The organism is Nonomuraea sp. NPDC048901 (assembly GCF_040649695.1).
Classification (GTDB): Bacteria; Actinomycetota; Actinomycetes; order Streptosporangiales; family Streptosporangiaceae; genus Nonomuraea.
Window position 1 is genome coordinate 295,444 of sequence record NZ_JBEZFW010000005.1, and the last position, 26,926, is coordinate 322,369.

Consider the following 26,926-nt stretch of genomic DNA (forward strand, 5'->3'; position numbering starts at 1 on the left):
GATGCGCCTGGTCTTCGCGGGCACGCCCGAGACGGCACTGCCGTCACTACGCGCACTGATCGACTCGCCGCGGCACGAAGTCGTCGCGGTCGTCACCCGGCCCGACGCCCAGTCGGGGCGCGGTCGCAAGGTGCACCCGTCGCCGGTGGCCGAGCTGGCCGAGGAGGCGGGCATCGAGGTGCTGCGCCCGGTCAAGGCCGGCGACCCGGAGTTCCTCGACCGGCTGCGCGGGCTGGAGCCCGACTGCTGCCCCGTGGTCGCTTACGGGGCGCTGCTGCCGCAGTCCGCGCTCGACGTGCCGCCGCTCGGCTGGATCAACCTGCACTTCTCGATCCTGCCCGCCTGGCGGGGCGCCGCGCCCGTCCAGCGCGCGATCCTGCACGGTGACGAGATCACCGGCGCTTCGACGTTCCAGATCGTCAAGGAGCTCGACGCCGGGGCGGTCTTCGGCGTCGTCACCGAGGAGATCCGCCCCGACGACACCAGCGGCGCCCTGCTCGAACGCCTGTCGGTCTCGGGCGCCGAGCTGCTGTCGGCCACGCTCGACGGGGTGGCCGACGGCAAGCTGCAGGCGGTTCCCCAGCCGGCCGACGGGATCAGCATCGCGCCCAAGATCAACGTGACCGACGCCCGGGTCGACTGGTCCGCACCCGCCATGCGCGTCGACCGCCTGATCCGGGCCTGCACCCCCAACCCGGGCGCCTGGAGCGAGTTCCGCGGCCACCGGCTGAAGCTCGGCCCGGTCCGGCTCGCCCCCACGGCCGAGCCGCTGCCGCCCGGCGCCATCGCCGCCAACAAGAACACCGTGCTGGTCGGCACCGCGACCCACCCGGTCGAGCTGGGCGAGCTCCAGCCGCAGGGCAAGCGGCTGATGAGCGCGGGGGAGTGGGCGCGCGGTGTGCGTCCTGAGAGCGACGACAGGTTCGAGTGAGAAACGATATGGGACAGGGCCCGCGCCGCCAGAACGACGGACGGCCGACCGGGACCGGACATGGCAGCGGCGGCCGGGCCGGTCAAGGCGGCCAAGGCGGTCAGGCCAGCGGCCGGGCCGGTCAAGGCGGCAGCCGAACCGGTGGCCAGGCCGGGCGTGGTGGTGGCCGGGGCGGTCAGGCCGGGCGTGGTGACGGTCGTGCGGGTGAGGGCGGCGGGCAGGCCGGTCAAGGTAGTGGCCGGGGCGGTCAGGGCGGGGGTCGTGGCGGTGGCCGGGGCCGGTCGCGGGGTCCCGCGCGTGACCAAGCGCGCAATGCCGCCTTCGACGTCATGCGGGCCGTCGACGAGCGTGACGCGTACGCCAACCTGCTGATGCCGCGCCTGCTGCGCGAGCGCGGGGTGAAGGGGCGTGACGCGGCGCTGGCGACCGAGCTGGCCTACGGGACGCTGCGCGGGCTCGGGACGTACGACGCGATCATCGAGATGTGCGTCGACCGGGCGCCCGACTCCGACGTGCGCGACGCCCTGCGGCTCGGCGCCCACCAGCTGCTCAAGATGCGCGTTCCCCCGCACGCCGCCGTCGGCACGACCGTCGATCTCGTACGGCTGCGCATCGGGGCGGGCGCCGCCAAGTTCGTCAACGCCGTGCTGCGCAAGATCGGGTCACGGACCATCGAGGAGTGGGTCCCGATCGTGGCCCCCGACGAGGCCCACGACCCGGCCGGGCATCTGTCGGTGGCCTACAGCCATCCGCGGTGGATCGTGAGCGCGTTCCGCGACGCTCTGGGCGGCCGGGCCGACGAGGTCGCCGATCTGCTGGCCGCCGACAACGCGCGGCCGCTGGTGACGCTGGTCGCCCGGCCCGGCCGCAGCTCGGTCGAGGAGCTGACCGACAGCGGCGCCGATCCGGGCCGCTACTCGCCGTACGCCGCCTATCTGCCGGAGGGCGACCCGGGCAGGATCCCGGCAGTCGCCGAGACCCGCGCGGCAGTCCAGGACGAGGCCAGCCAGCTCGTGGCGCTCGCTCTGACCCGCGTGCCGCTCGACGGGCGCGACGAGCTGTGGCTCGACATTTGCGCAGGGCCGGGCGGCAAGGCGGGCCTCCTCGACGCCATCGCCACCTACGGCGACCTCGCGGCCTCCGACGACCGCTACCGGGAAGACCGGGACCGGAATGACTGGGGCGGTCGGGATGACCGGTCGGGTCGGCCCGATCGTGTGGGGTCCGGGGTTCGGGCGGTGGCCCATCCGGGTGGGGCCCGGCTGCTGGCCGCCGACGTGCAGTATCACCGGGCGCGGCTGGTCTGGCAGACCACTCGGGACGCCGCCGTGGTCACCGCCGATGGGACCGAGCCGGCCTGGCGGCCGGGTGCGTTCGACCGGATCATGCTGGACGCGCCCTGCACCGGGCTCGGAGCGCTGCGCCGTCGCCCCGAGGCGAGGTGGCGGCGGGATCCCGCGGACATCGCCGAGCTGGGCCGGTTGCAGCGGCGCCTGCTCGACGCCGCACTCGAGGCCGTACGGCCCGGCGGGGTGGTCGCCTACGTCACCTGTTCGCCGCACCTGGCCGAGACCCGGGTCGTCGTCGGTGACGTCGCCGGTCGGCGCGGCGACGTGGAGCAGCTCGACGCGCGCGACTACCTGCCGGAGATCGACGGGCTGGGCGACGGCCCGCACGCGCAGTTCTGGCCGCACCGCCACGGCACCGACGCGATGTTCCTCGCCCTCCTCCGCAAGCGCCCGCTCTGAGCGGATCATGTTCGCGTTCCCGGCGTGATGGGCGCCGGGAATCAGCTCTGCTCGTCCTTCGACCGGGAGCTGGGATTGGTCACCGCATCGAGAAGGCCGTTGAGGAGCGGGACTCGGCGTTCGGTGTGGTCGTTGAGCGCAAGGAGAGCCAGGCTCAGGTCCAGGTCGGGTACTCGGGCGTGTAGGGCACGCAGGCCTGTCCAGCCTCCTCCGTGCCGATAGACGCGGTGCCCGGCGTGGGATCGGACGCCGATGCCCCAGGCGTAGTCGATCGGCGTTCCGTCGTCGAGGCGTCCAGGAGTCTGCATGAGCTCCGAGATGCCGAGTTCATCGGCGTTGAGCGCATGGCCCCAGCGCAGCAGATCGCTGAGAGTCGTCCATACCCCGCCGTCACCCAGGGACAGTGGGGCGGGATGAAGGCGGGCAAGCGGCGCGGCGCCCGGGGGTGTCGGGTCGGGCCCGGGCCAGTACCGGGTGCCCGCCATCGCCAGCGGGACGAAGAGGTGGCGCTCGGCGAAGTCGGGCAGCGGCGTGTCCGCCGCTCGTTCCACCACCGCGGCCAGGCAGACGTATCCGGCGTTGGAATAGCGGTGTTCGGTGCCCGGCCGGTGGTCCAGGTCGGGGAACTGGGCGAGCGCTTGGATGATGCCCGGGGAGGTCCGGTCGGCGTCGCCGGAGATGATGGCATCGATCTCGGAGTCGGGGGGAAGGGCGGCTGTGTGATGGACGAGGTGCCGGAGCCGGATGGTGCCGGCCCACGCCGGTAGCTGGGGCAGCCACCGTGACAGAGTCGATTCCATGTCCAGTACGCCATCTTGGGCCAGCAGCGCCACGCAGGCCGCGGTCATCTGCTTCGACAGTGACGCCGCGTAGGCGAGCGTCGCGGCGGTCACTGACAGCCCTTGGGCGAGGAGTACGGGTGGCGCGCCGCCTTGCCGCATCCCGACCACGATCGGTTCGTCGCTGCGGTAGCCGGCTTCGGAGACGAGAGTTGTCATGCGTTGGTGCGTCTGGGACACGAAATGATCCTTCGGGCTGCCCCGCACCCCCGCTAGCGGCCTGGATTGGGGAGTAGGGCGTCAACGAGCAGGTCGAGGAGTCGGCCGGTCTGCTCGGGGGTATCGCGGGCCGCTGTGGCGAGAAAGATGCCCAAGAGCATCGTGGCGACGTCGTCGGGGTCGACGTCCGCACGGAGTGAGCCCGTGTCGGCTCCCTTGGCGAGGATCGCCGTGATCGCGGCGGTGATGCGTTCCCTGGTGGTGGCTGTCGGGATGCGGCCTGAGGCCTGCCCGGCGCGCAGTGCGTCGGCCATGCCGCGTTTCATCGCGGCGAACGCCGCGTAGCGCTCCAGCCAGGCGCGCAGCGCGAGCTGCGGCGGGAGTTGTTCGAGCAGCGCCGGGGCGCTCGTCGTGATGTTGTCGAGTTCGGCGGCGTAGACCGCCTCCACGAGTGCTTCGCGGGTGGGGAAATGGCGATAGAGGGTGCCGATCCCGACGCCCGCCTCACGGGCGATGCTTTCGAGCGGGACGGTGTCGTCGGCGGCCGCGAAGGCGGTCCGGGCGACGGCGATGAGGTTGTCCCGGTTGCGCTGGGCGTGGGCGCGGAGCGGGCGCTGTGTCGTGGCCGGCTGTCCTGCGGCGGTTTCGGCGGACGCCGGTTCGGGCGAAGTCAAAGTGGAGGTACCTCCGATATTGCTCTATAGTCGGTCAGAGATAGCGGAGGTTCCTCCGTTATCTCTGGCATCTTACCTGGATGGGATTATCATGACCTCCAGCAACACCCTTTCCGATGAGCCGGTCAATGTTCCTCGGCCCGGCGGCACCGCTCAGTTCGCCGGGCGTACCGTGTCCCGCATCGGATATGGCGCCATGCAGCTCAGCCGCCTGCACGACGACCGTGACGCGGCCCTGGCGGTCCTGCGCCGGGCGATCGACTCCGGCGTCGACCACATCGACACCGCCCAGTTCTACGGCAACGGCTTCGTCAACGGGCTCCTCCGCGAGGCGATCCGGCCGGAGGACGACGTCATGGTCGTCAGCAAGGTCGGCGCCACCCCCGACCCCGACGGTCCGATCCCGCTGCGGCTCGCACAGCGGCCCGAAGAACTCCGCGCCAGCGTCGAGGACAACCTCATCAGCCTCGGCCTGGAGCAGATCCCGGTCGTGAACCTGCGCCGTCCCGACTCCGGTCCCGGAGTGCGGGCCACGGGCGATCAGGTGGTCGACATCGACGACCAGCTCGCCGTGATGACGGCGATGCGCGACGAGGGCAAGATCGGCGCGATCGGGCTGGGCAGTGTCACCCTCGACGGGCTGCGCCGAGCGATCCCCGCCGGCATCGCCTGTGTGCAGAACGCCTACAGCCTCGTCACCCGCGACGACGAAGCCGTGCTCGAACTGTGCCGGACCGAGGGCATCGCCTGGGTGCCGTTCTTCCCCCTCGGCGGCGCCTTCCCCCAGATGCCGAAGGTGACCGACGAAGCGGCCGTCCACGCTGCCGCGACGTCCCTCGGCCGCACGCCCGTACAGGTCGGCCTCGCCTGGCTGCTGCACCACGCGCCCCACGTCCTGCTCATCCCCGGTACCGCCAGCATCGAGCACCTCGACGAGAACATCGCCGCCGGTACGATCACCTTCGACCGCGACATGCTCGGCACACTCGACGCCATCCCCTCCCGCTCGTCAGACGTCCCGCTCGGCTGATTCCTGCAACCCGCTGCGGCTCGCCGGTGTTCCTCTTGCTGTTGGCTCGCTCACGGGCCGCGATCGACCCTCGCGAACCCGTGATCGAGCACTCCGACGTACGAGAGCATCAGGCGAGAGGAACAGCATGACGGAGCTCGACTCCACGCTCGATCCGGGCAAGCAGGCGCGGGACGAACCCATCGAGAACCAGATGACGTCCCGGCACAAGTTGATCCTGGTTCTCCTGCTCGGCGCCCAGTTCATGCTCGCGGTCGACTTCTCGGTACTCAACATCGCCGTGCCGACGATCGGCTCCGAGCTGGGCTTCGAGCTGAGCAACCTGCAATGGATCGTCACGGGGTTCATGCTGCCCGCCGCGGGCTGCACCCTGCTGTTCGGCCGCGTCGCCGACCTGTTCGGCCGGCGCAACCTCTTCCTGGCGGGAATGCTGCTCCTCGGCGTGGCATCGCTGGTCGGCGGCCTGGCGCAGTCGCCGGGCATGCTCCTGGCCGGGCGTATCGGGCAGGGGCTGGCCACCGCGATGGCGACACCCGCCGCGATGTCGCTGCTCACCACGTCCTTCCCGGAAGGCCCGCTCCGCCGGCGCGCCCTCGGGCTCAACGGCACCCTGCTGACCGGCGGCTTCGCGCTCGGGTCGGTGCTCGGCGGCGTGCTGACCGAGCTGCTGAGCTGGCGCTGGGCCTTCCTGATCAACCTGCCGGTCGTCGCGCTCATCGTGCTCATCGCCCCGCGCGTGCTGAGCGACACCGGCGAGCGGATTCGCCGCCGCCTCGACATTCCCGGCGCGGTCGCGGTCACCGGCGGCCTGGTGAGCCTGGTCTACGGCATCTCCGCGACCGAGCGGAACGGCTGGGGCGATCCCGTCGTCATCGGCTGCCTGATCCTCGCCGCGCTCCTGCTGGTCGCGTTCTGGTTCATCGAACTACGCAGCCCGCACCCGCTGGCACCGGTCAGTGTGCTCAAGAGGCCCACTGTCCGCTGGGGCAACTTCGCCGGGATCATCGTCATCAGCATGCCCAGCGCGGTCGTCTTCCAGATGACGCTCTATCTGCAGGACGTCCTCGACTACCAGCCGCTCGCCTCCGGCCTGGCGTTCGGCGGGTCCAGCATCGCGGCCATCGCGGGCGGGCTCCTCGCCCCCCGGGTGATCGGCGCCATCGGCGGCAAGCGGACCCTCGTCATCGCCCTGGCGGTCCAGGGGCTGGGCCTCCTGGGGCTGCTGACCGTGGGCGAAGGCGCCGCGGGCATCTACATCGTCCTCGCCGCCGTCGCGGTCGCGTTCTTCGGCCATGCCATGGGCCTGGTCTCCTACACGGTCATCGCCACCTCCGGCCTGCCTGACGAGGAGCAGGGCCTGGCCACCGGTTTGAGCACCATGAGCCAGCAGATCGCCCTGACCCTCGGCACTCCCGCGCTGGCCGCCGTCGCGCTCTACGGCGCCGGCACGGTCACCGGCGTCGAGGCGAACGTCGACGGCGTCCTGAACGGCATGCATCTGGCGGTGCTCGTAGGCGCCGTGACCAGCCTCGCGGTAGCGGCGCTGGTGGCCGCTCTCTTCCGCCCCGGTAACCCGGCCAAAAGCTGAGATCGTGCGATGCAGAAGTTCATGCCCGGATTCGCCGCGAACGCTACAGCTGACCCGCATCCCACCAGCCTGGGCTTAGCGCGGAGGCGTTTGCGGTAGAGCCATCAGGAGTTGGTCCAGTTTGGCGTCAACCTGACCGAAGCGCGCTTCGATCAGGTCTTTCAGGCGCCGCTCAAGCTGGTCCAACTGCTCCTTCGCGGCCGGCGAAGCGTTGCCCGCCATGATTTTCTCGAAGACCGGCTCGATGTATCCGAGGATCTCCTGGCGGATCGTGTGCGGGAGTTGGTCCACCGCGTCCTTGATGTCCCCCAGGTCGAAACCGAGCGTGAAAGCGGCCGCTTCGAGCCGTTGGACGCGGTCGGCAAGTTGCGCGCGGTGCTGGAGAGCGGTCATGCGGTGAGCGTAGCCCGCGACTCATCCTGTGCCGCAGGGCTTCGGGGAACTGCATGCTCAACTGATTGCCGCACGTCAGGCATACCGCCGCCATCCGGGCGTGGACACAGGCGCGATCGAGATGGCGGGTCAGGAGGGTGTCGTGGCCGTGGGTGAGTCGGTGGGTTGTGCCCGCGGCGCCGAGACTTCCGCGGGCTTGGACCTCGCCAGCCACAGGCCCGTGAACACGGCGCCGGCCAAGGTGACGGCGCCGGCCGCGATGAAGGCGCTGTTGAGGCCGGCCTCGAAGGAGGCGCCACCGGATTCCCGGGTACGGACGATGGCTCCGAGCACCGCCACGCCGAGTACCGCGCCGATCTGCCGGGTGGTGCTGCTGATGCCCGAGGCGAGGCCGCCCTCCTGCGGGCTGACCGCCTGGATGGCGGCGCCGGTCAGCGGGGACATGGTCAGAGCGAAACCGATGCCGACGATCGCCAGCCGCCACCACACGTTCCCGTAGCCGGTGTCCGCGTGTACGAGGCCCAGCGCCAGCAGTCCCAGCCCGGCCAGGGCCAGGCCGCTGGTGACCACGATCCGGAAGCCGTATCTGGCGGCGAGCCGGCCCGCGTACGGGCTGACGATCACCATGGCCAGGGAGGCGGGCAGGGTCTGCAGGCCGGCACGCAGAATCGAACTGCCCTGGACGTACACGAAGAACTGGGAGAAGAAGAAGGCCGAACCCATGAGCGCGAACCCCACCACGACCATCGCCGTGTTGGACACCGTGAACAGCCGCTGCCGGAACAGCCGCAGCGGCAGCATCGGCGTCGAACCACGTCCTTCGACGACGACGAAGACGGCGAGCAGCACCATCGCGGCGGCGAAGCTCCCCAGGATCACCGGCGAGGTCCAGCCACGCGAACCGCCCTCGATCAGCCCATAGGTCAGCGCCCCCACGCCCAGGACGGACAGGACCGTCCCCGGGATGTCGATCGCCGGCGCGCCGGGATTGCGGGACTCGCCCAGGATGCGCAGACCGGCCAGCAGCAGGACCGCGCCGATGGGCAGATTGACGAGGAATATGGCGGGCCAGCCGAAGGAGTCCACCAGAATGCCACCGGCCAGCGGACCGGCGGCCAGGCCGATTCCGCTGTATCCGGCCCACAGCCCGATCGCTTTGACGCGTTCCTGCGGAACGGGGTACGCGGCGGCGAGCAGGGCCAGCGAGGCGGGGCTCAGCGCCGCGGCCCCGATGCCCTGCACCACCCGGCCGGTGATCAGCCAGCCGATCGAGGGCGCGACGGCGCACAGCAAGGACGCGACGGTGAACACCGCGACGCCGGCCAAGAACACCCGCTTGCGGCCGAAGCGGTCGGCGAAGACGCCGCCGGACAGCAACAGCATGGCGACCAGCAGGACGTAGGCGTCGACGATCCATTGCAGGCCGCTCAACTGGATGTGTAACCGGTGCTGCATGTCGGGCAGTGCCGCACCGACGATCGTGCTGTCGAGCAGCACCATGAACTGGCCCAGGCAGGTCACCGTGAGCAAGGCCGCTCGGCTCGATCCAGCCGTCGTCGCGTCTTCGTGTGCGGTCAACGCTGTTTCCTCTCGTGAGGTGGATGCTCCCGCACACCATAGTTCCATAATTCCGAACTATCGAACGGTCGGGTATCGTCGAGGCATGCGACCGCTACCCCAGCCCGCGCGCGAGGCGCTGACGCTCGCGCCGGTGCTGCACGCGCTCAGCGATCCGGTACGCCTGGAGTTGGTACGGCGGGCCAGGGGCAATCCCGAGTCGACCTGTGCCGTTCTGGCCGACGGGTTGGATGTGCCGATATCGACGCTGTCCAACCACTGGCGGATCCTGCGCGAGGCCGGTCTGATCAGCATGACCGTCGACGGCCGGCACCGGCGGATCCGGCTGCGCTCCGACGATCTACGCGACCGCTTCCCGGGCCTGCTCGACCCGATCCTGCGCCTCGCCGCGGCCGAGTCGCCCGACAGCGGCCCGCTGTGAGGCTGCTGCTCGACCGCTGATCCCTGGTGGCCAGAGCGGGAAGGAGCACGATGGCGCGCGAGTGGGGTGTGCTCCCGCGGGCTACGGGCGGCAGGAGGATCGCCTGGGCGGCCGTGCCCGAGGAGGTGGCGGCGGGGATCGAGCGGCTGCTCGGTGACGGGGTGGTCGGCGCGGTCAGTCAGCCGGGCGGGTTCTCCGAGGGCTTGGCCGCGCGTGTGCGTCTGGCGGGTGGCGGGGGCGCGTTCGTGAAGGCGGCGAGTACGTTGACGGCGCCCTCGGTGGCGGCCTTCCACCGTAGGGAGATCGCGATCTCGCGGCGGCTTCCCCGGACGGTGCCGGTGCCACGGTTGCTGGACGCCTATGACGACGGTGACTGGGTCGCGCTGATATTCGAGGAGATTCCGGGACGGCTGCCCGCCCAGCCGTGGCGGCGTGCGGAACTCGAGCGGGTTCTGGCGGCTGTCACCGATCTGGTGCGGGCCTTGACTCCGTCACCGGTGGACGGGGCGTTCCTGGGTGGGCCGCGGCTGGGTGGCTGGGTGGCACTGGCGAAGGGCGCCGCCGGCGTCGAGAGCGCCGTCGTGCGGAGGATCGGTGCGCTTTCGCCGTGGGCGGCCGGCCATCTCGACGAACTCGCCGCGATGGAGGAGGGCGCCGCACCTGCTCTGGCTGGTCAGACGCTGCTGCATGGGGACCTGTATCCGTTCAACATCATGCTGAGCGCGGAGCGCGTCTTCGTCGTCGACTGGCCGCACGCATGGGTCGGGGCCGGTCACTGCGACGTGGTGACGCTGCTGGCAAGCGTGTCGCTCAGCGGGATGGATCCGCAGTCGCTCGCCGAGGAGCATCCGCTGACCCGCGACCTCGATCCGGCTCAGATCGATGCGGTGCTGGCGATGCACTCCGGGTTTCTGCTCCGGATCGCCGCCTCGGCGGGAGCGGGGGCCGATCGCCACTTGGTGGACATGATGGTCGCGCTGGGGCTGGCCTCGCTGCGCTGGCTGCGGGACCGTCAGTGAAACCCACCTGTGAAACCGTCCGTGAAGCGGCGAACGCCCCATGAAGGCGGCGCGGGAACCGGTGAAGGCCCCGCACCGCTGCGGGTGTGAGCGCCGTTCAATAGACTCTGACCATCATGGCCCTACAGATCTCGCCCAGCATCCTGTCCGCCGACTTCGCCAGGCTCGCCGACGAGGCCGCGGCCGTCACCAATGCCGACTGGCTGCACGTGGATGTCATGGACAACCACTTCGTGCCCAACCTGACCCTCGGGCTGCCCGTGGTCGAGGCGCTGCGCAAGGCGACCTCGATGCCGCTCGACTGTCACCTCATGATCGAGGACCCCGACCGCTGGGCCCCGCCCTACGCCGAGGCGGGCGCGGGCAGCGTCACGATCCACGTGGAGGCGGCGAAGTCGCCGGTGCGCACGCTGCGCGAGATCCGGTCGCTGGGCGCGCGGGCGGCCATCGCGTTCAACCCGGCCACGGCGATCGAACCCTACGAGGATCTGCTGGGTGAGGTCGACATGCTCCTGCTGATGACGGTCGAGCCGGGGTTCGGGGGGCAGAAGTTCCTCGACATGGTGCTGCCCAAGATCCGCCGGGCCCGCGCCCTGATCGAGCGGCACGGCGGGCAGATCTGGCTCCAGGTGGACGGGGGCGTGGACGCGGACACCATCGAGCGCTGCGTGGTGGCCGGCGCGGACGTCTTCGTGGCGGGCAGCGCCGTCTATGGCGCCTCGGACCCGGCGGCGGCGGTCGACGCCCTCCGATTCCAGGCCGAACAAGCTCAGGCCGTACCAGAAAAACGGTTGTGAAAGACGTCCGGCCCGCCGCGAGAAGCACGGCGGGCCGGACGGTCGATCAGAACGGCGTGATCACGCCAGCGCCGGGTCCAGCACCACGTCCTCGCCCTGCGTGGTGGGGGCCTCGGGGAAGTGGCAGGCGGTCAGGTGGCCCTCGTGGTTGCCCGACAGTCGCGTCAGCGGCGGCTCCTCCACCGCGCACTTCTCCTGCGCCTTCCAGCACCGCGTACGGAAGCGGCACCCCGACGGCGGATTGAGCGGCGACGGGACGTCCCCCGCCAACCGGATCCGCTGCCGCGCCGGCCCCTCCACGTCCGCGTCCGGCACCGCCGACAAGAGCGCGTGCGTGTACGGATGGCGCGGCCGCTCATAGAGCGACTCCCGGTCCGCGATCTCGACGATCTTCCCCAGGTACATCACCGCGACCCGCTGCGAGAAGTGCCGGACCACCGCCAGGTCGTGCGCGATGAACAGGAACGCGATCCCCATGTCCCGCTGCAACTGCTGCAGCAGGTTGATCACCTGGGCCTGGATCGACACGTCCAGCGCGGACACCGGCTCGTCGGCCACGATCAGCCGGGGCTCCAGGGCCAGGGCCCTGGCGACGCCGATGCGCTGCCGCTGGCCGCCGGAGAACTCGTGCGGGAAGCGGTTGTAGTGCTCGGGGTTCAGGCCGACGATCTCCAGCAGCTCCCTGGCGCGGGCCTCCCGGCCGCCGGGCGGGTTGATGTCGTTGATGTCCATCGGGCCGCGGATGATCGAGCCGACCGTGTGCCGTGGGTTCAGCGAGGAGTACGGGTCCTGGAAGACCATCTGGATCTCGGGCCTGATCGGCTTGAGCTCGCGGCGGCCCGCGTGGGTGATGTCGCGGCCGTCATAGGTGATGCGGCCGCCGGTCGGCTCCAGCAGCCGGGCCGCCAGCCGTCCGGTCGTCGACTTGCCGCAGCCCGACTCGCCGACCAGGCCGAGCGTCTCGCCCGCGTGCACGGTCAGGTCGATGCCGTCCACCGCGTGCACCACGCCGACCTGGTGCTTGACCAGGAAGCCGCCTCTGACGGGGAAGTGCTTCACCACCCCGGACAGCTCCAGCAGCTTCTCCGTCACTTCGTCTCCTCAACTGGTCGCCTGAGCTGCTCCGCCTTCTGTTTGAGCGTCAGGAAGCAGGCGTCGCCGTGGCCGTGTTCGGGCGACAGCTCGGGCCGGTCACCGGCGCACACCTCCTTGCCCAGCAGCTTCATGTAGTCGCAGCGCGGGTGGAACGCGCAGCCGGACGGCAGGTTGATCAGGCTGGGCGGGGTGCCGCGCACCGGCTCCAGCGGCAGGTCCACCGGGCGGCGCAGGCTGGGCATCGAGCCCAGCAGCCCCCAGGTGTACGGATGGCGCGGCTCGCGCAGCACCTCGTGCATCGTGCCCCGCTCCACGGCCCGCCCGGCGTACATGACCAGCACGTTGTGCGCGGTGTTGGCCACCACGCCCAGGTCGTGGGTGATCAGCACGATCGCCGTGCCCGACTGCTCCTGCAGCTCGCTCAGCAGGTCGAGGATCTGCGCCTGTACGGTGACGTCGAGCGCGGTCGTCGGCTCGTCGGCGATCAGCAGACCGGGGTCGCAGACCAGCGCCATGGCGATCATCGCGCGCTGGCGCATGCCCCCGGAGAACTGGTGCGGGTAGTCGTCGACGCGGACCTTCGGCTGCGGGATGCCGACCCGGTCCAGCATCTCGATCGCCCGGTCCCGAGCGGACGACCGCGAGACGCCCTTGTGCTTGCGGTACACCTCGGCGATCTGCGCGCCGATCGTGTGGAACGGCGACAGCGACGTCAGCGGGTCCTGGAAGATCATCGCGATCCGGTCGCCGCGCAGCTTCTCCATCGTGGACCTGGACGCGCCGATCAGCTCCTGGCCGTCGAAGGTGATGCTGCCGGAGATCTTCGCCGTCTCCGGGTTGTGCAGGCCGAGCACGGCCAGGTTCGTCACCGACTTGCCCGAGCCCGACTCTCCCACGATGCCGAGCGTGGTCCCCTGCTCCACCTGGAAGGAGAGCCGGTCCACCGCGTGGACCACGCCGTCCTCGGTGTGGAAGTCGACGGTGAGCTCGTTGACCTCAAGGAACATCAGCTCAGCCTCACGCGGGGATCGATGACGGCGTACAGGGCGTCGACGACGATGTTCATCACCACGATCGCGCCCGCTGCCACCAGGACGGTGGCCATCAGTGTGGGCAGGTCGGAGTTGTCGACCGCGCGGACCGACAGGCGGCCGATCCCCTGCAGCCCGAACGTGGTCTCGGTGATGATCGCGCCGCCGATGAGCATGCCCAGGTCCACGCCGAAGATGGTGATGATCGGGGTCAGCGTGCCGCGCAGGGCGAAGCGCAGCACCACGCTCCTGCCGGACATGCCCTTGGCCCTGGCGGTTCGTACGTAGTCCTCGGCCAGGTTCTCCACCATCGTGGAGCGGGTCATCCTGGTGTAGTTGGCGGTGAAGATGATCGCCAGCACGATCCAGGGCAGCAGCAGCCCTCCGAACCAGCCGAGCGGATCCTCGGTGATCGGGATGTACTTGGGTTGCGGGAAGATGTGCGCCTGGTAGACGAAGAAGTACATGGCCAGCGTGCCGACGAAGTAGATCTGCATCGAGGCGCCGACCAGCGACGAGATGCTGGCGATCTTGTCGAGCGGCTTGCCCTGGCGCAGCGCGGCGAGGATGCCGGTCGCCACGCCGAACGTCAGGAAGATCACCGAGGCGCCGATCGTCAGCGCGATGGTGACGGGCAGCCGGTCGATGATGGTCTCGAAGACCGGGGCGCGGTTGACGAAGGAGTAGCCGAGACAGGGCGCGGGGCAGTTGCCGAGGCCCTCGAAGTTCCGGCCGAAGAAGATCCCCCCGAGCCACGACACGAACTGCACCACGACCGGCTGGTCGAGGCCCAGGTTGTGCCTGGCCTGCGCCAGCGTCTCCGGCGGGCAGACCTTGCCGCACGCCAGCCGAGCCGGGTCGGCGGGGATCACGAAGAACAGGAAGAAGGTCACCCCCGAGATGATCACGAGGATGACCGCGGCGCCGATGACGCGGCGGGTCAGGAATCGAAGCACGAGATCTCCAAAAGGGCGCTCCGGGCGCCGCGACGGCGCCCGGAGCGGCGGTGCTACTGCTTCACGAAGATGGTGTTCGGCGAGACGATCCACTGCTGCGGATCGATCTCGGCGCCGCCCACCTTGGAGCCGTGCAGGAAGGTGCCGATCCGGTTCTCGGCCACGACCAGCGGGGTGATGGTCTCCTGGATCTGCTTGTCGAGGTTCATCCAGGCCTCGTTGGCCGCGTTGATGTCCGGGTTCTCCGAGATCTTCTTCATCTCGGCCTTGACCGTCGGGTCGTTGAGGTGGCTCATGTTCTGCCCGCCGTCGGAGACCGGGCCGAAGATGATCGGCATCACGGTGGAGCCGGACGGCCAGTCGGCGCCCCAGCCGCCCCAGTACAGGTCGAACTCGTTCTTCGTCTGGCTGATCGAGTCGTAGTACGTCTTACGGTCCAGCGACTTGGCCACGACCTTGATCCCGGCCTTCTCCAGGGCGTTCTTGATCACCAGGGTGACCGGCTCCTGGGTGGGCAGGTTGTTGTAGGCGTAGACGATGGTCGGGTGCGGGTTGCTCGACTCGGCCAGCAGCTGCTTGGCCTTCTCGATGTCGCCCTCGGGCTTGGCCAGCTTCCCGAACAGGTCGTACGGCTTGTAGCCGACCGTGGTGTTCTCGTTGAGGATCGTCGTCGGCAGCGCCACGGCCTGCGGGCCGCCCAGGGCCTGCTGGATCTGCTTGGCCGGCCAGGCGTAGTTGATCGCCTGACGGATCTTCTGGTCCTTCACCCGGTCGAGGTTGAAGTAGTAGTAGTTGCCGTACGGCGACGGGCTGATCATGCGGCGGTCGGCCAGGCTGGCGTCGCCCAGCACCTGCTGCAGCCGCTCCGCCGGGGTGTTGGAGTAGAACGTGAACGCCGTCTGGTCGGGTCCTGAGTCGGCCACGAACCGGTCGGTCACCTGAGTGGCCTCCTGGCCGAACTCCATCTTCCACACGTCCGGGTACGCGCCGCGGATCGGGTCGGTGGCGGCGTCCCAGTTGGGGTTGCGGGCCAGCTCGAGGGACTTGTCGACGACGTGCGACTTGATGATGTACGGACCGGAGGAGACGGGCTCCTTGTCGTACTTCTCCTTGGTGTCCTTGGCCTTGGGCACGATGTTGTAGCCCGCCATGGCGAAGGCGTAGTTGGCGTCGGCGTGCGGCGACTTGAACTTGAAGACGACCGTCTTGTCGTCAGGGGTCTCGATGTTGTCGAGTTCCTTGCCGCCGTACGGGCCGGGGTAGGCCTTCTTGTAGTCCTCGGAGGTGAGCCACGTCTGAATGTAGTTCGGCCCGAACGTGACGAAGGGGGCGAACATCCGCTCGACGGACCACTTCACGTCGGCTGAGGTGATCGGGCTGCCGTCTTGCCACTTCACCCCGTCCTTCAGGGTGAACGTCCAGGTCTTGCCGCCGTCGGACGGCGTGCCCGCGTCAACGGCCAGGTCGCCGACCAGCTTGTACTCGCCCTTGGCGATCCGCTTGTAACCGGTCAGGCCGCGGCTGATGAGCAGGCCGAAGTTCGCGTCGGTGTTCACGTAGATCTGGGCCGGGTCGAAGTGGGCGAAGTCGTCCCGGTCGATCATGGTGACGGTGCCGCCCTTGACGACGCCCTCCGGCGGGATGGCGGGGCCTTTGGAGTCCTCCGCGGTGCCCAGGGTGATCGTCGGGGGCTTGTAGGCCGCCGCCGGCGCAGACGAGGCGCCCGCGCTCGCGGGGGCGCTCGACGGAGCGCCCGCGTTGCCCGGCGCGCAGGCGCCGACCAACGCCAGCGAGGCCGCCGCGACAACCGCGAGAGCCGACCGTTTGCGGTGATTCATTTCTCTCCTCTAGCGCTTGATCTTGGGGTCGAAGGCGTCGCGGACCGAGTCACCGAGCAGGTTGAAGGCGATGACGAAGATCAGCAGTGCGACGCCGGGGAAGATGAGATAGGTGATGTCGTTCTGGTAGACCTGCGTGGCCCGCAGGAACATCCGGCCCCAGTCGGGGACCTGCTCGCCCATCCCGACCCCCAGGAAGGACAGCGCCGCCTCGGCCGTGACCAGGGCGGGCAGCAGCAGCGTCGACTGGATGAGGATCGGGGTCCAGAGGTTGGGCAGCAGCTCCTTGAACACGATCCTGGCGGGGGAGGCGCCGGTGACCTTGGCGGCCTCCACGAACTCGCGCTCGCGCATCGACAGCACCTGGCCGCGCAGCAGCCTGGCCAGCCCGGCCCAGCCGAAGACGGTGAGCAGGATGGTCAGCGTGACCGCCCGCAGCCACACCGGGGTCTCCTCGTTGGAGGGCACCAGCAGCTGGTCCACCACCGGCGTGAACGCGATGATGAACAGCACCTGCGGGAACGACAGCATCAGGTCGATGATCCGGCCGATGAAGAAGTCGGTCTTGCCGCCGGCGTACCCGGCGATGATGCCGACCACGATGCCGATCAGGGTGGTGAGGATGGTCGCCACCACCGCGATCAGCAGCGAGGTCCTGATCCCGTAGATGAGCTGCGTGAACACGTCACGGCCCAGGTTGGGCTCGATGCCGAACCAGAACTCCGAGCTGATCCCGCCGTTGGGCGCCATCGCGTAGCCGAAGTCGTTGAGCAGTCCGGGCCGGTCCTGGCCGTACAGGGTGTACGGGTCCTTGCCGTACACCAAGGAGATGACCGGCGCGAGGATGGCGACCAGGAAGAAGAAGATCACGATCGCGGCGGAGATGACCCCGGTGCGGTCCCGCCGGAAGCGCAGCCACATGAGCTGGCCGGGCGATCGGCCCACCGCATCCGGTGCTTCGGTCACGGACGTCGCGTCGATCTCTGGTGCGGTGGACGTCGGTGTGGTCATCTAACAGGACTCCCAAGGAACATGCCAGAACGGGAAGTTTCAGGCCATATGGCAGATTTGCAGGCCTGATCAGCTGGAGGCAATGCTTCGCCAGGGTTTGATTGTTTTGTTGTGAAATATCGATGCGGTCGTGCCTTCTATGCCGTTGACCTGGTCATGTATGCGATGTCATGATCTGCTGAGGTGATGTTTTCTTAATCACGGAATCAATGCATAAACAAGATGATGCTGTGACATGAAGCAGGCGTTACCTGGGTAACTGTCCGCTTATGGAGGACCATGGGCTCTTCGGGCCCGATTCGGTGACCTGGCGGGTGATGGGCGAGCCGATCCTGCTGGTCGGCGGATTGCGGGCGCTGCTGATGCAGGGGCTGCACCCCAAGGCGATGCGCGGCGTGCTGCAGAACTCCTCTCTGATGGACCCGAACGAGGCGTGGTCGCGTTTCACGCGGACGACGGAATTCGTCCGGGTCCGTACGTACGGGACGCACGAGGAGGTAGAGCGGGCCGGCCGCCGGGTCCGCAGGATCCACGCCAAGCTGACCGCGTGGGATCCGGACACGGGCGAGCGCTTCCACCTCGACGATCCGAATGCGCTGCGCTGGGTGCACGTGGGGGAGGTCGACTCCTACCTGTCAGTGGCGCGCCGGGGCGGCGTCAAGCTGACGGACGCCGAGGCGGACACCTTCGTGGCCGAATGGCGACGGGCCGCCGAGGTCGTCGGTCTCGACCCGGCCTCCGTCCCCGGCACCGTGGGCGAGTTGCGGGACTACATCGAGGGGGAACGTCCCGGTCTGCGATTCGTCCCCGAGGCGGCGCACCCGCTCCGCCTGTCGCTCACCGCGCCGCTCCCGCTGCTGCTCACCCCGCTCAAGCCGGTCCTGCCGGGGGTGACGCTGCTGGCGTTCGCGACGCTCCCGCGCTGGGCCAGGCGGCTGTACGGCCTGCCCGCCACCCCGGTCGGTGACCTGTGGGCGACGACCACGCTGAAGGCGCTGCACACCGGGCTGGGGCTGATCCCGGCGCAGGTCCGTTACAGCCCGGCCGCCCGTCTCGCCCGCCGTCTCATGGCCGCCTGACCTGCGGCTGTCTTGGCACCTGGTCTCCCGCCGTTCCACCGTCTGACCTTCGGCTGTCCCACTGCCTGACCTTCTGCCCTTCCATTACCCACTGTCAGTCGTCCCGCGGCGCGCGTTGACCAAGCGAGCGCTTGTTTGGCATAGTAGGGGGCGGTCGCATCCGCTTTTGTCGGCATGGCAGACTGGTGTGAGAAGAGAGCTAGCGTGCTCCGGGGTCGGTGAAATTCCGAACCGGCGGTTACAGTCCGCGACCCGGCCGATGCCATCGGCCGGTTGACTCGGTGAAATTCCGGGACCGACGGTTAAAGTCCGGATGGGAGGAAGCGCGCGGGTGTCCGGCCTTGAGCCGGGCGCCACTGCGGTGCGTACGCGCACCGCCATACCCCCCGGGGCCCGCCGTGGCTTGGAGCTACTGGCGAGTAGGAGGCCCGGGGTGGAGACACCCGCTGAAGACACCGCGCACATGGCGCGGGCCGTCGAGCTGGCCGCGTGCGGGCGGGGCGCCACCAGCCCGAACCCCGTCGTCGGCTGCGTCGTCCTCGACGCCTCGGGGAACGTCGCCGGCGAGGGCTTCCACGCCTACGCCGGTGGCCCGCACGCCGAGGTCGTCGCGCTGCGCGCGGCGGGGGAGCGGGCCCGCGGCGGCACCGCGTACGTGACGCTCGAACCCTGCGACCACACCGGCAGGACCGGGCCGTGCAGCCTGGCGCTGCTCGACGCGGGCGTCGCGCGGGTGGTGGTGGCGGTCGCCGATCCCACGCCCAAGGCCGCCGGAGGCGCCGCGCGGCTGCGCGCGCACGGGGTAGCCGTGGAGTCCGGGCTGCTCGCCGAGGAGGCTGAGCGGGTCAACGCCGAGTGGCTCACGTACGCCCGGCTCGGCAGGCCGTACGTGACCTGGAAGTTCGCCGCCACCCTCGACGGCCGGTCGGCCGCCCCCGACGGCACCAGCCAGTGGATCACTTCCCCCGAGGCCCGAGCCGACGTCCACCGGCTGCGCGCCGAGTCCGATGCGATCATCGCCGGCATCGGCACGGTCCTCGCCGACGACCCCCACCTCACCGCCCGCCCGAGCCACCCGGCCGACGCGAGCGATCCGACCAGCCCGGCCGACGCGAGCCGTCCGACGAGCCCGGACGGCGAAGCCCGGCCCGCCGTACGCGTGCCGCTGCGCGTCGTGGTCGACTCCGAGGCGCGTACCCCCTCCGGCGCCAGGGTGCTGGACGGCGCGGCGCCCACGCTCGTCGCGGTCGCCGACGACGTCGAGACCCGCCTCAAGGCCGACCTGATCCGGCTGCCGCGCCAGGACGGCGGCCTCGACCTGCACGCCCTCCTCCGCGAACTGGCCGCGCGCGAGGTCGTCAGCGTGTTCCTGGAAGGCGGCCCGACGCTCGCGGGCGCGTTCCTGCGCCAGGGCCTGATCGACCGCGTCATCGCCTACCTCGCCCCGGCCCTCCTGGGCGCCGGACCGGCCGCGCTCGGCGAGGCGGGCGTGGCGACCATCGCCGCCACCCACCGGCTGGCCTTCGACGACGTTTCCCCCATTGGACCGGACCTGCGGCTGACCGCGCGGCCGGTGCTCGCACCACCACGCAAGGAGAGTTGATGTTCACCGGAATCATCGAGGAAAAAGGTGACGTCGTGGCCGTCGAGGCGGTGGGCGACTCGGCGCGGCTGTCCGTCCGCGGCCCGATCGTCACCTCCGACGCGCGCCACGGTGACTCGATCGCCGTCAACGGCGTCTGCCTGACGGTCGTGGACGTCCAGGACGACGTGTTCACCGTGGACGTGATCAAGGAGTCGCTCGACCGCAGTTCGCTCGGCGCCCTGGACGTGGGGTCCGCGGTGAACCTGGAGCGGGCCGTACGGGCCGACCAGCGTCTCGGCGGCCACATCGTGCAGGGCCATGTCGACGGCACGGCCGTTCTGCGATCCCGGGAACCCGGGGCGAACTGGGACAACCTCCGCTTCTCCCTCCCCGAATCCCTCGCCCGTTACGTGGCGGAGAAGGGTTCGATCGCCATCGACGGAATCAGCTTGACGGTCACCACGGTTGACGACGACGGCTTCGGCGTGAGTCTCATCCCCACCACGCTGAAGCTGACCACGATGGGCGAGCGCGAAGTGGGCGACATGGTGAACATCGAGGTCGACGTGATCGCGAAGTACGTGGAAAGGCTGGTGGGCAAGCAGTGAACTGGGCCAACGCCGGATTCGAGGTATTCGGTACGCATGTCCTCTGGACGGACCTGGTCGGCAACATCGCCGCGCTGAGCACCGTCCTGCTGGCGATACGCAAGTCGGTGTGGACGTGGCCGGTGCAGCTCACCGGCTCGGTGCTGCTGTTCATCGCCTCGATCAACGCGGGCATCACCGGCAACGCGCTCAAGCAGGCGATGTTCGGGGCGCTGGCCGTCTACGGCTGGTGGGCGTGGCGGCGCGGCACGGAAGGCGGCAAGCAGCTGACCGTACGCCCGGCCACGGCGCGCGAGCGGACCGCCTACATCGGCGTGATGGCGCTGGGCACCGTCCTCGTCGGCGTGTTGTTCTTCTTCACCCACCTGTCGTGGGGGGCCAGCGTGCCGCTGCCGAAGGGCGCGTTCCTGGTGGCCGCCGACGCCTACATTTTCGTCGGCAGCGCGGTCGCCACCTGGGCGCAGGGCCGGGCGCTGGTCGACTTCTGGATCATCTGGGTGGCCGTCGACCTGGTCGGCGTGCCGCTGGCGTTCAGCTCGGGCCTGGTCGTCTCCGGCGCCGTCTACGGGGTCTTCTTCGTGCTCGTGCTGTACGGCTTCGTGAAATGGCTCAGGGAGTACCAGAGCGCTCCCGCGGAACTGGCGGTGGCATCATGACCGAGACCATCCTCGACCCGGTCGAACGGGCGATCGACGACATCCGTAACGGCAAGCCCGTCCTGGTCGTCGACGACGAGAACCGGGAGAACGAGGGCGACATCATCTTCGCCGCCTCCAAGGCCACTCCCGAGCTGCTCACGTTCACCATCCGGCACACCAGCGGCGTCATCTGCGTGCCCATGGAGGGCAAGGAGCTGGACCGGCTGGGCCTGCCCCTCATGGTGTTCCAGAACCGGGAGCGGCTGCGCACCGCGTACACGATCAGCGTCGACGCCCGCGACGGCGTGACCACCGGCATCTCCGCCGCCGACCGCGCCAGGACGATCCGTACACTCGCCGACTCCGCCACCGAGCCCTACGAGCTGGTCCGGCCGGGCCACATCTTCCCGCTGCGCTACCACGAGGGCGGCGTGCTGAGCCGGCGCGGCCACACCGAGGCGGCCGTCGACCTGGCCAGGCTCGCCGGGCTCAGCCCCGCGGGCGTCCTGGCCGAGATCGTCAACGACGACGGCACCATGGCCCGGCTGCCCGAGCTGCGGACCTTCGCCGACGAGCACGATCTGGCGCTCATCTCCATCGAGCAGCTGGTCGACTACCGGCGCAGGACCGAGAGCATGGTCACCAGGGTCGCCGAGACGAACGTGCCCAACGCGTACGGGATGTGGCGGGCCTACGGCTACGCCAGCGCGCTCGACGGCGGCGAGCACATCGCGCTCGTCTACGGCGACCTGTCCGGCGACTCGGCCGGCGAGAACATCCTGGTCCGCGCCCACTCCGAATGCCTGACCGGCGACGTGTTCGGCTCGCTGCGCTGCGACTGCGGCGTGCAGCTCGACCACGCCATGTCCGCCATCGCGCAGGAGGGCCGCGGCGTCGTGGTCTACCTGCGCGGTCACGAGGGCCGGGGCATCGGCCTGCTGGCCAAGCTCAGGGCGTACAGCCTCCAGGACGCCGGCAGCGACACCGTCGACGCGAACATCGAGCTGGGCCTGCCGGTCGACGCCCGCGAGTTCTCCAACGCCGCGCAGATCCTGGCCGACCTCGGCGTCAAGTCCGTACGCCTGCTCACCAACAACCCGGCCAAGCTCAAGGGCATGGACGGCTACGGCATCAAGGTGCTCGGCCGCGAGCCCATGCCGGTGGCGATGAACCCCTACAACGAGCGCTACCTCAAGGCCAAGCGCGACCGCCTCGGCCACGACATCTCGGAGGCTTCATGAGCGGGGAAGGACGTCCAGCGGCAGCCGCGGCACCGGACGCCGCGGGACTGACGGTGGGCGTGGTCGCCGCCGGCTGGCACGCCAAGATCACCGACCAGCTCCTCGCCCGCGCCCTCCAGGCGTGCGAGGACAGCGGCGCCACGGCCACCGTCGTACGGGTGCCCGGCTCGCTGGAGATCCCGGTCATCGCCCAGGCGCTGGCCCGCCGCTGCGACGCGGTGGTGGCGCTGGGCGCGGTCATCAAGGGCGAGACCGCGCATTTCGCGTACGTCTGCGACTCGGTGACCGCCGGCCTGACCCGGATCTCACTCGACGAGGAGACCCCGGTCGGCAACGGCGTGCTCACCTGCGAGACGCTCGACCAGGCACTCGACCGCTCGGGCCTGCCGGGCAGCAAGGAGGACAAGGGCTATGAGTCGGCCATCGCCGCGCTGGAGACCGCCCTCCTCCTGAAGACCCTCCACTGACCTGCGATAGGTTTCCGTTCGTGTCCGAGCCGATGACTCCCCCGCCGCTGCCCATCACCTGGCGTCCCCGCCGGGGGAGATTCGTCGCGTACGGCTCCGCGACGGTGATCGTCCTCGGCTCGGTGGTGATGGCCGTCCTCATCGCCGAGCCGTTCCAGCTGGTGGACCGGATCGGGCTCGTGCTGTTCGGCTGCCTGGTGGCCTTCGTCCTGCACCTGCTGGGCCGGGTGCGGGTCGAGGCCGACGAGACGGGCCTGACGATCGTCAACGCCATCCGTACCCACCGCTACAGCTGGCCGGAGGTCCTGGACGTGACCCTGCTGGTCGGCGAGCCCTGGCCCAAGCTGGACTTCTCCGACGGCCGCACCATCGGCGCGATGGGCATCCAGGGCTCGGAGAAGGCCCGCGCCCACCGCGCCACGGCCGAGCTGGCCGCCCTGATCCACGAGCGCGGAGAGGCGAAGGGCGGAGAGGACGCGGAGGAGCGCTGAGCGCGGGATTCTCGCGTGGACCAAGTGGCGCGTAGCCTGAAGGCGTGCTGCGGCGGACAATCACGGCAATGGACATCCAGTCTCCGGACAACCTCATCGAGCTGCTCGACCGGCACGCCTACCTGGCCGACGAGGGCCTGGCCACGGCCGCGTTCCTGGCGCTCAGGATGGGCCGGCCGCTCTTCCTCGAAGGGGAGGCGGGGGTGGGCAAGACCGAGCTGGCCAAGACCCTGGCCGCGCTGCTGGAGGCGCCGCTGATCCGGCTGCAGTGCTACGAGGGGCTCGACGCCGCTCAGGCGCTGTACGACTGGGACTTCGCCCGCCAGCTGCTCCACCTCAAAGCCGCCGAGGCCGCCGGGATCACCGACGTGGGCCGCCTCGAAGGCGAGATCTACGATCGCCGGTTCCTGATCGCCAGGCCGCTGCTCAAGGCCGTCGAGACGCAGCCCAGCGTGCTGCTCGTGGACGAGATCGACCGGGCCGACGACGAGTTCGAGGCGTTCCTGCTGGAAGTGCTGTCGGACTTCACGATCTCCATCCCCGAGCTGGGCACGGTCAGCGCCAAGACGCCGCCGGTCGTGGTCGTCACCTCCAACCGGACCCGTGAGGTGCACGACGCGCTCAAGCGCCGCTGCCTCTACCACTGGCTGGAGCACCCGGACTTCGACAGGGAAGTGGCGATCCTGCTGCGCCGCCTGCCCGAGTGCACCGAGACGCTGGCCGCCCAGGTTGCTCAGGCGGCGGCGCGGCTGCGGCAGGCCGGGCTGGTCAAGCCGCCCGGCGTCGCCGAGACGCTCGACTGGACCGAGGCGCTGCTCACGCTGGGCGCCAAGGAGCTCGACCCCGGCCGCGCGGCGGCCACGCTGGGCGCCGCGCTGAAATACCGCGAGGACGTCGAGAACGTCCTGGGCAACGGGCTCCTCCATGCGTGAGCTGGCCGCCACCATGACGGGCTTCGCCAGGACACTGCGCGCCGCGGGCGTCGCCGCCGACCACGAGCGCACCCGCAACCTGCTGCTGGCCCTCGACCACCTCGACGTGGCCGCTCCGGCCGACGTCTACTGGGCCGGCCGCTTCACCCTCTGCGCCACACCCGACGACCTGCCCAGGTACGACCGCTGCTTCGCCGCCTACTTCGGCGGCAGGACCGCCAAGGTCAGCCGTACCAGCACCACGACCGTCACCCGCCACACCGCCGCCACCGAGCAGGAGGAGCAGGAGGGCGAGGCCGAGGCCGTGCCCGGCACCGCCAGCCGTACCGAGATCCTGCGCAACCGGGACGTGGCCCGGCTGACCGAGGCCGAACGGGCGGAGGTGCACCGGATGCTGTCCATGCTGCGCGGCCGGCGCGCGCAGCGGCGCTCGCGGCGGTTCGAGGCCGCGCACCGGGGCGTTCTGGACCAGCGGCGGACGATCCGGGACGCGCTCACGAAGGGCGAGGTCGCGCGGTTGCGCCGCCGGCGGCACACCACCAGGCCGCGCCGCGTCGTGCTGCTCGTGGACGTCAGCGGCTCCATGGCTCCCTACGCCGAGACGCTGCTGCGCTTCGCGCACGCCCTGGTCAGGAGCGAGCCGCGGGCCACCAGGGTCTACTCCATCGGCACCAGGCTCACCCCGATCACCGCCGAGCTGCGCCACCGCGACCCCGGCACGGCGCTGAACGAGGTGTCCAAGGCCGTGCCCGACTGGAGTGGCGGGACCAGGCTGGGCGAGGAGCTGAGGGAATACCTCACCCGCGCCAGCGCGAGAGGGGCGATCGCGGTGATCGCCTCGGACGGCTGGGAACGGGGCGACCCGGAACTCCTCGGCACACAGATGGCCCGCCTGGCCAGGCAGGCGCACCGGGTCATCTGGGTCAACCCGCACAAGGGGTACGCGGACTACCAGCCGCTGACCGGCGGCATGCGGGCCGCTCTGCCGTACCTGGACGATCTGGTGGCCGGGCACAGCCTGGCCGCCTTCGAAGAACTCAGTGAGAGGCTCGCCCATGCGTGACGTGCTGCCGGAGATCATGCGCTGGTGGAGATCGGGGCACAAGTTCGGGCTCGCCACAGTGGTGAGCACGTTCAGCAGCGCGCCCCGCGCGCCGGGCGCGGCCATGGCGGTGCGCGGCGACGAAGTGGTCGGCAGCGTGTCCGGCGGGTGCGTCGAGGGCGCGGTGTTCGAGCTGGCCACCGAGATCGACACACCCATCCTCCAGAGGTACGGCGTGAGCGACGACGACGCGTTCGCCGTCGGGCTGACCTGCGGCGGCATCATCGACATCCTCGTCGAACCCATCTCGGCCGAGACCTTTCCCCAGCTGGGCGACATCGCGGCGTCCGTGAACGCGCACGAGCCCGTGGCGGTCGCCACGATCGTCTCCGGACCCGGGCGGATGGGCGCCCGGCGCGTCATCTGGCCGGACCGCTCCTCGGGCACGCTCGGCCTGGACCGGCTCGACGAGGCCGTCGACGATGACGCCCGCGGCATGCTGGCCCAGGGCGCGACGGGCATCAGGCACTACGGCGGGCAGGGCGAGCGGCGGCTGGACGACCTGGCGGTGTTCGTGCAGTCGTTCGCGCCGCCGCCGCGGATGCTGGTGTTCGGGGCGATCGACTTCGCCGCGGCGGTGGCGCGGGTGGGCAAGTTCCTGGGCTATCACGTGACCGTCTGCGACGCGCGGCCCGTCTTCGCCACCCCCAAGCGCTTCCCGGACGCGGACGAGGTGGTGGTCAAGTGGCCGCACGACTACCTGGCCTCGGTACAGGTGGACGAGCGCACGGTCATCTGCGTGCTCACCCATGACCCCAAGTTCGACGTGCCGCTGCTGGAGGTGGCGCTGCGTACCGGCGCGGGCTACGTCGGCGCCATGGGCTCGCGCCGCACCCACGACGACCGGCTGGCCCGGCTGCGCGAGGCGGGCCTGACCGAGGACGAGCTGGCCCGGCTGAGGTCGCCCATCGGCCTCGACCTGGGCGCCCGGACCCCCGAGGAGACGGCGGTGTCGATCGCCGCCGAGCTGATCCAGCTGCGCTGGGGCGGTTCGGGGCGGCCGCTGACCCACACCGAGGGGCGCATCCACCAGGAGACGCCATGAAAGGCTCCCGGGTGGCCGGGCTGCTGCTCGCCGCCGGGCAGGGCGCCCGGTTGGGCACACCGAAGGCGCTGGTCGAGTACGAGGGCGAACGGCTCGTGGACCGGGGCGTGCGGCTGCTGGAGGACGGCGGCTGCCATCCGGTGGTGGTCGTGCTCGGGGCGGCGACCGTACAGGTGCGCCGGGCGGTGACCGTCCGCAACCCGGACTGGGCGACGGGCATGGGCTCGTCCCTGAGGGTGGGGCTGGCCGCGCTGCCCGAGGAGGCCGAGTCGGTGGTCATCGCGCTGGTGGATCAGCCGTTCATCGGGCCCGCGGCGGTACGCGCCCTGGTGGACGCCGGTGCCGAGGTGGCCGTGGCGACCTATGGCGGCCGGCGCCGCAACCCCGTGCTGATCGCCCGCCGCCACTTCGCCGCCGTCGCCGCACTGGCCGTGGGGGATGTGGGGGCGAGACCGTTTCTGAAGGCGCATCCCGAGCTGGTCACGGAGGTGCCGTGCGACGGGCTGGGCGACCCGGCCGACATCGACACCCCTGAGGACCTGTCGCTGCTGGAGACCTGACCGCGAACGTTCGCCGGGCATCCGTTCTTCCTCTCCCCCGAAGGGGGTACCCCGCTAAAAGGACCCCAGC

The 26,926-nt window shown here is 70.2% G+C and carries 28 protein-coding genes and 1 riboswitch; of the genes, 19 read left to right on the plus strand and 9 right to left on the minus strand.

The window, feature by feature from the left end; translation table 11 throughout:
• Position 1 precedes the first annotated feature (1 nt).
• The 3 genes from fmt to AB0C30_RS19020 are packed head-to-tail and all read left to right on the plus strand — an operon-like array spanning position 2 to position 2,679.
• A complete protein-coding gene (gene fmt / locus AB0C30_RS19010) occupies positions 2 to 931 on the plus strand; it encodes a methionyl-tRNA formyltransferase (RefSeq protein WP_357945282.1) in 930 nt (309 codons plus the stop codon).
• A gap of 60 nt (positions 932 to 991) precedes the next feature.
• Entirely contained in the window at positions 992 to 1,303 is a 312-nt protein-coding gene (locus AB0C30_RS19015; RefSeq protein WP_357945285.1) for a hypothetical protein, read from the plus strand.
• On the plus strand, positions 1,261 to 2,679 hold the full coding sequence (locus tag AB0C30_RS19020; protein ID WP_357945287.1) for a transcription antitermination factor NusB: 1,419 nt from the start codon (positions 1,261 to 1,263) through the stop codon (positions 2,677 to 2,679). The genes AB0C30_RS19015 and AB0C30_RS19020 overlap by 43 nt, the downstream gene beginning before the upstream one ends.
• Positions 2,680 to 2,720: 41 nt before the next feature.
• Here the strand turns inward: AB0C30_RS19020 and AB0C30_RS19025 are convergent, their stop codons facing one another.
• Both AB0C30_RS19025 and AB0C30_RS19030 read right to left on the minus strand, forming a co-directional pair.
• Positions 2,721 to 3,698 carry a serine hydrolase domain-containing protein gene (locus AB0C30_RS19025; protein ID WP_357945290.1) on the minus strand — a complete coding sequence of 326 codons (978 nt, stop codon included), beginning with the start codon at positions 3,696 to 3,698 and terminating at the stop codon, positions 2,721 to 2,723.
• Between the two features lie 32 nt (positions 3,699 to 3,730).
• Complete coding sequence (locus AB0C30_RS19030; protein ID WP_357945292.1) at positions 3,731 to 4,351, minus strand: TetR/AcrR family transcriptional regulator; 621 nt, start codon at positions 4,349 to 4,351, stop codon at positions 3,731 to 3,733.
• A gap of 91 nt (positions 4,352 to 4,442) precedes the next feature.
• Here AB0C30_RS19030 and AB0C30_RS19035 point away from each other — a divergent pair, with 91 nt between their 5' ends.
• The gene (locus AB0C30_RS19035; protein WP_357945295.1) at positions 4,443 to 5,381 is read left to right on the plus strand and encodes an aldo/keto reductase; all 939 of its coding nucleotides are present in this window, start codon (positions 4,443 to 4,445) and stop codon (positions 5,379 to 5,381) included.
• Positions 5,382 to 5,508: 127 nt separating this feature from the next.
• Positions 5,509 to 6,969, plus strand: coding sequence for an MFS transporter (locus tag AB0C30_RS19040; protein WP_357945298.1), 1,461 nt, complete (start codon positions 5,509 to 5,511; stop codon positions 6,967 to 6,969).
• Positions 6,970 to 7,044: 75 nt separating this feature from the next.
• Here AB0C30_RS19040 and AB0C30_RS19045 read toward each other — a convergent pair whose 3' ends face one another.
• Together AB0C30_RS19045 and AB0C30_RS19050 are read right to left on the minus strand one after the other, a co-directional pair.
• Entirely contained in the window at positions 7,045 to 7,362 is a 318-nt protein-coding gene (locus tag AB0C30_RS19045) for a hypothetical protein (protein ID WP_357945301.1), read from the minus strand.
• Positions 7,363 to 7,491: 129 nt separating this feature from the next.
• Positions 7,492 to 8,940 (minus strand): MFS transporter, encoded by a 1,449-nt coding sequence (locus AB0C30_RS19050; protein ID WP_357945304.1) that lies wholly within the window; start codon positions 8,938 to 8,940, stop codon positions 7,492 to 7,494.
• 85 nt (positions 8,941 to 9,025) lie between these two features.
• Here AB0C30_RS19050 and AB0C30_RS19055 point away from each other — a divergent pair, with 85 nt between their 5' ends.
• The 3 genes from AB0C30_RS19055 to rpe all read left to right on the plus strand — a co-directional run bounded on the left by AB0C30_RS19055 (position 9,026) and on the right by rpe (position 11,177).
• Complete coding sequence (locus tag AB0C30_RS19055) at positions 9,026 to 9,361, plus strand: helix-turn-helix domain-containing protein (RefSeq protein WP_357945307.1); 336 nt, start codon at positions 9,026 to 9,028, stop codon at positions 9,359 to 9,361.
• 50 nt (positions 9,362 to 9,411) lie between these two features.
• Entirely contained in the window at positions 9,412 to 10,380 is a 969-nt protein-coding gene (locus tag AB0C30_RS19060) for an aminoglycoside phosphotransferase family protein (RefSeq protein WP_357945310.1), read from the plus strand.
• Between the two features lie 116 nt (positions 10,381 to 10,496).
• Positions 10,497 to 11,177 (plus strand): ribulose-phosphate 3-epimerase, encoded by a 681-nt coding sequence (gene rpe / locus AB0C30_RS19065; RefSeq protein ID WP_357945312.1) that lies wholly within the window; start codon positions 10,497 to 10,499, stop codon positions 11,175 to 11,177.
• 60 nt (positions 11,178 to 11,237) lie between these two features.
• On the opposite strand, the gene AB0C30_RS19070 is transcribed toward rpe, so the two are convergent.
• From AB0C30_RS19070 to AB0C30_RS19090, 5 genes are read right to left on the minus strand one after another with little or no spacing between them, the layout of a single operon-like run.
• Positions 11,238 to 12,269, minus strand: coding sequence for a dipeptide ABC transporter ATP-binding protein (locus tag AB0C30_RS19070; protein WP_357945315.1), 1,032 nt, complete (start codon positions 12,267 to 12,269; stop codon positions 11,238 to 11,240).
• Positions 12,266 to 13,279 carry an ABC transporter ATP-binding protein gene (locus AB0C30_RS19075; protein ID WP_357945318.1) on the minus strand — a complete coding sequence of 338 codons (1,014 nt, stop codon included), beginning with the start codon at positions 13,277 to 13,279 and terminating at the stop codon, positions 12,266 to 12,268. Before AB0C30_RS19075 ends, AB0C30_RS19070 begins: the two co-directional genes overlap by 4 nt.
• A complete protein-coding gene (locus tag AB0C30_RS19080) occupies positions 13,279 to 14,259 on the minus strand; it encodes an ABC transporter permease (protein ID WP_357945321.1) in 981 nt (326 codons plus the stop codon). The genes AB0C30_RS19075 and AB0C30_RS19080 overlap by 1 nt, the downstream gene beginning before the upstream one ends.
• A 53-nt stretch (positions 14,260 to 14,312) precedes the next feature.
• Complete coding sequence (locus tag AB0C30_RS19085) at positions 14,313 to 16,097, minus strand: ABC transporter substrate-binding protein (RefSeq protein WP_357945324.1); 1,785 nt, start codon at positions 16,095 to 16,097, stop codon at positions 14,313 to 14,315.
• Positions 16,098 to 16,106: 9 nt separating this feature from the next.
• Positions 16,107 to 17,108 carry an ABC transporter permease gene (locus AB0C30_RS19090; RefSeq protein ID WP_357945326.1) on the minus strand — a complete coding sequence of 334 codons (1,002 nt, stop codon included), beginning with the start codon at positions 17,106 to 17,108 and terminating at the stop codon, positions 16,107 to 16,109.
• 269 nt (positions 17,109 to 17,377) lie between these two features.
• Here AB0C30_RS19090 and AB0C30_RS19095 point away from each other — a divergent pair, with 269 nt between their 5' ends.
• The 11 genes from AB0C30_RS19095 (at position 17,378) to AB0C30_RS19145 (ending at position 26,856) form a co-directional block, all read left to right on the plus strand.
• Positions 17,378 to 18,187, plus strand: a complete 810-nt coding sequence (locus tag AB0C30_RS19095) for an oxygenase MpaB family protein (RefSeq protein WP_357945328.1) — start codon at positions 17,378 to 17,380, stop codon at positions 18,185 to 18,187.
• Positions 18,188 to 18,387: 200 nt separating this feature from the next.
• A riboswitch (FMN riboswitch) is annotated at positions 18,388 to 18,518 on the plus strand.
• A gap of 102 nt (positions 18,519 to 18,620) precedes the next feature.
• Entirely contained in the window at positions 18,621 to 19,790 is a 1,170-nt protein-coding gene (gene ribD / locus AB0C30_RS19100; protein ID WP_357945331.1) for a bifunctional diaminohydroxyphosphoribosylaminopyrimidine deaminase/5-amino-6-(5-phosphoribosylamino)uracil reductase RibD, read from the plus strand.
• Positions 19,790 to 20,380, plus strand: a complete 591-nt coding sequence (locus AB0C30_RS19105) for a riboflavin synthase (protein ID WP_357945333.1) — start codon at positions 19,790 to 19,792, stop codon at positions 20,378 to 20,380. The genes ribD and AB0C30_RS19105 overlap by 1 nt, the downstream gene beginning before the upstream one ends.
• Entirely contained in the window at positions 20,377 to 21,036 is a 660-nt protein-coding gene (locus AB0C30_RS19110; protein ID WP_357945335.1) for a nicotinamide mononucleotide transporter family protein, read from the plus strand. The genes AB0C30_RS19105 and AB0C30_RS19110 overlap by 4 nt, the downstream gene beginning before the upstream one ends.
• Positions 21,033 to 22,259 (plus strand): bifunctional 3,4-dihydroxy-2-butanone-4-phosphate synthase/GTP cyclohydrolase II, encoded by a 1,227-nt coding sequence (locus AB0C30_RS19115; RefSeq protein ID WP_357945337.1) that lies wholly within the window; start codon positions 21,033 to 21,035, stop codon positions 22,257 to 22,259. Before AB0C30_RS19110 ends, AB0C30_RS19115 begins: the two co-directional genes overlap by 4 nt.
• Positions 22,256 to 22,726 carry a 6,7-dimethyl-8-ribityllumazine synthase gene (gene ribH / locus AB0C30_RS19120; protein WP_357945340.1) on the plus strand — a complete coding sequence of 157 codons (471 nt, stop codon included), beginning with the start codon at positions 22,256 to 22,258 and terminating at the stop codon, positions 22,724 to 22,726. The genes AB0C30_RS19115 and ribH overlap by 4 nt, the downstream gene beginning before the upstream one ends.
• 20 nt (positions 22,727 to 22,746) lie before the next feature.
• Positions 22,747 to 23,217, plus strand: a complete 471-nt coding sequence (locus tag AB0C30_RS19125) for a PH domain-containing protein (RefSeq protein WP_357945343.1) — start codon at positions 22,747 to 22,749, stop codon at positions 23,215 to 23,217.
• A gap of 68 nt (positions 23,218 to 23,285) precedes the next feature.
• Complete coding sequence (locus AB0C30_RS19130) at positions 23,286 to 24,149, plus strand: MoxR family ATPase (protein WP_357945345.1); 864 nt, start codon at positions 23,286 to 23,288, stop codon at positions 24,147 to 24,149.
• Complete coding sequence (locus AB0C30_RS19135) at positions 24,142 to 25,212, plus strand: VWA domain-containing protein (protein ID WP_357945348.1); 1,071 nt, start codon at positions 24,142 to 24,144, stop codon at positions 25,210 to 25,212. Before AB0C30_RS19130 ends, AB0C30_RS19135 begins: the two co-directional genes overlap by 8 nt.
• A complete protein-coding gene (locus AB0C30_RS19140) occupies positions 25,205 to 26,296 on the plus strand; it encodes an XdhC/CoxI family protein (protein WP_357945351.1) in 1,092 nt (363 codons plus the stop codon). Before AB0C30_RS19135 ends, AB0C30_RS19140 begins: the two co-directional genes overlap by 8 nt.
• A complete protein-coding gene (locus AB0C30_RS19145) occupies positions 26,293 to 26,856 on the plus strand; it encodes a nucleotidyltransferase family protein (RefSeq protein ID WP_357945353.1) in 564 nt (187 codons plus the stop codon). Before AB0C30_RS19140 ends, AB0C30_RS19145 begins: the two co-directional genes overlap by 4 nt.
• Positions 26,857 to 26,926: the final 70 nt, after the last annotated feature.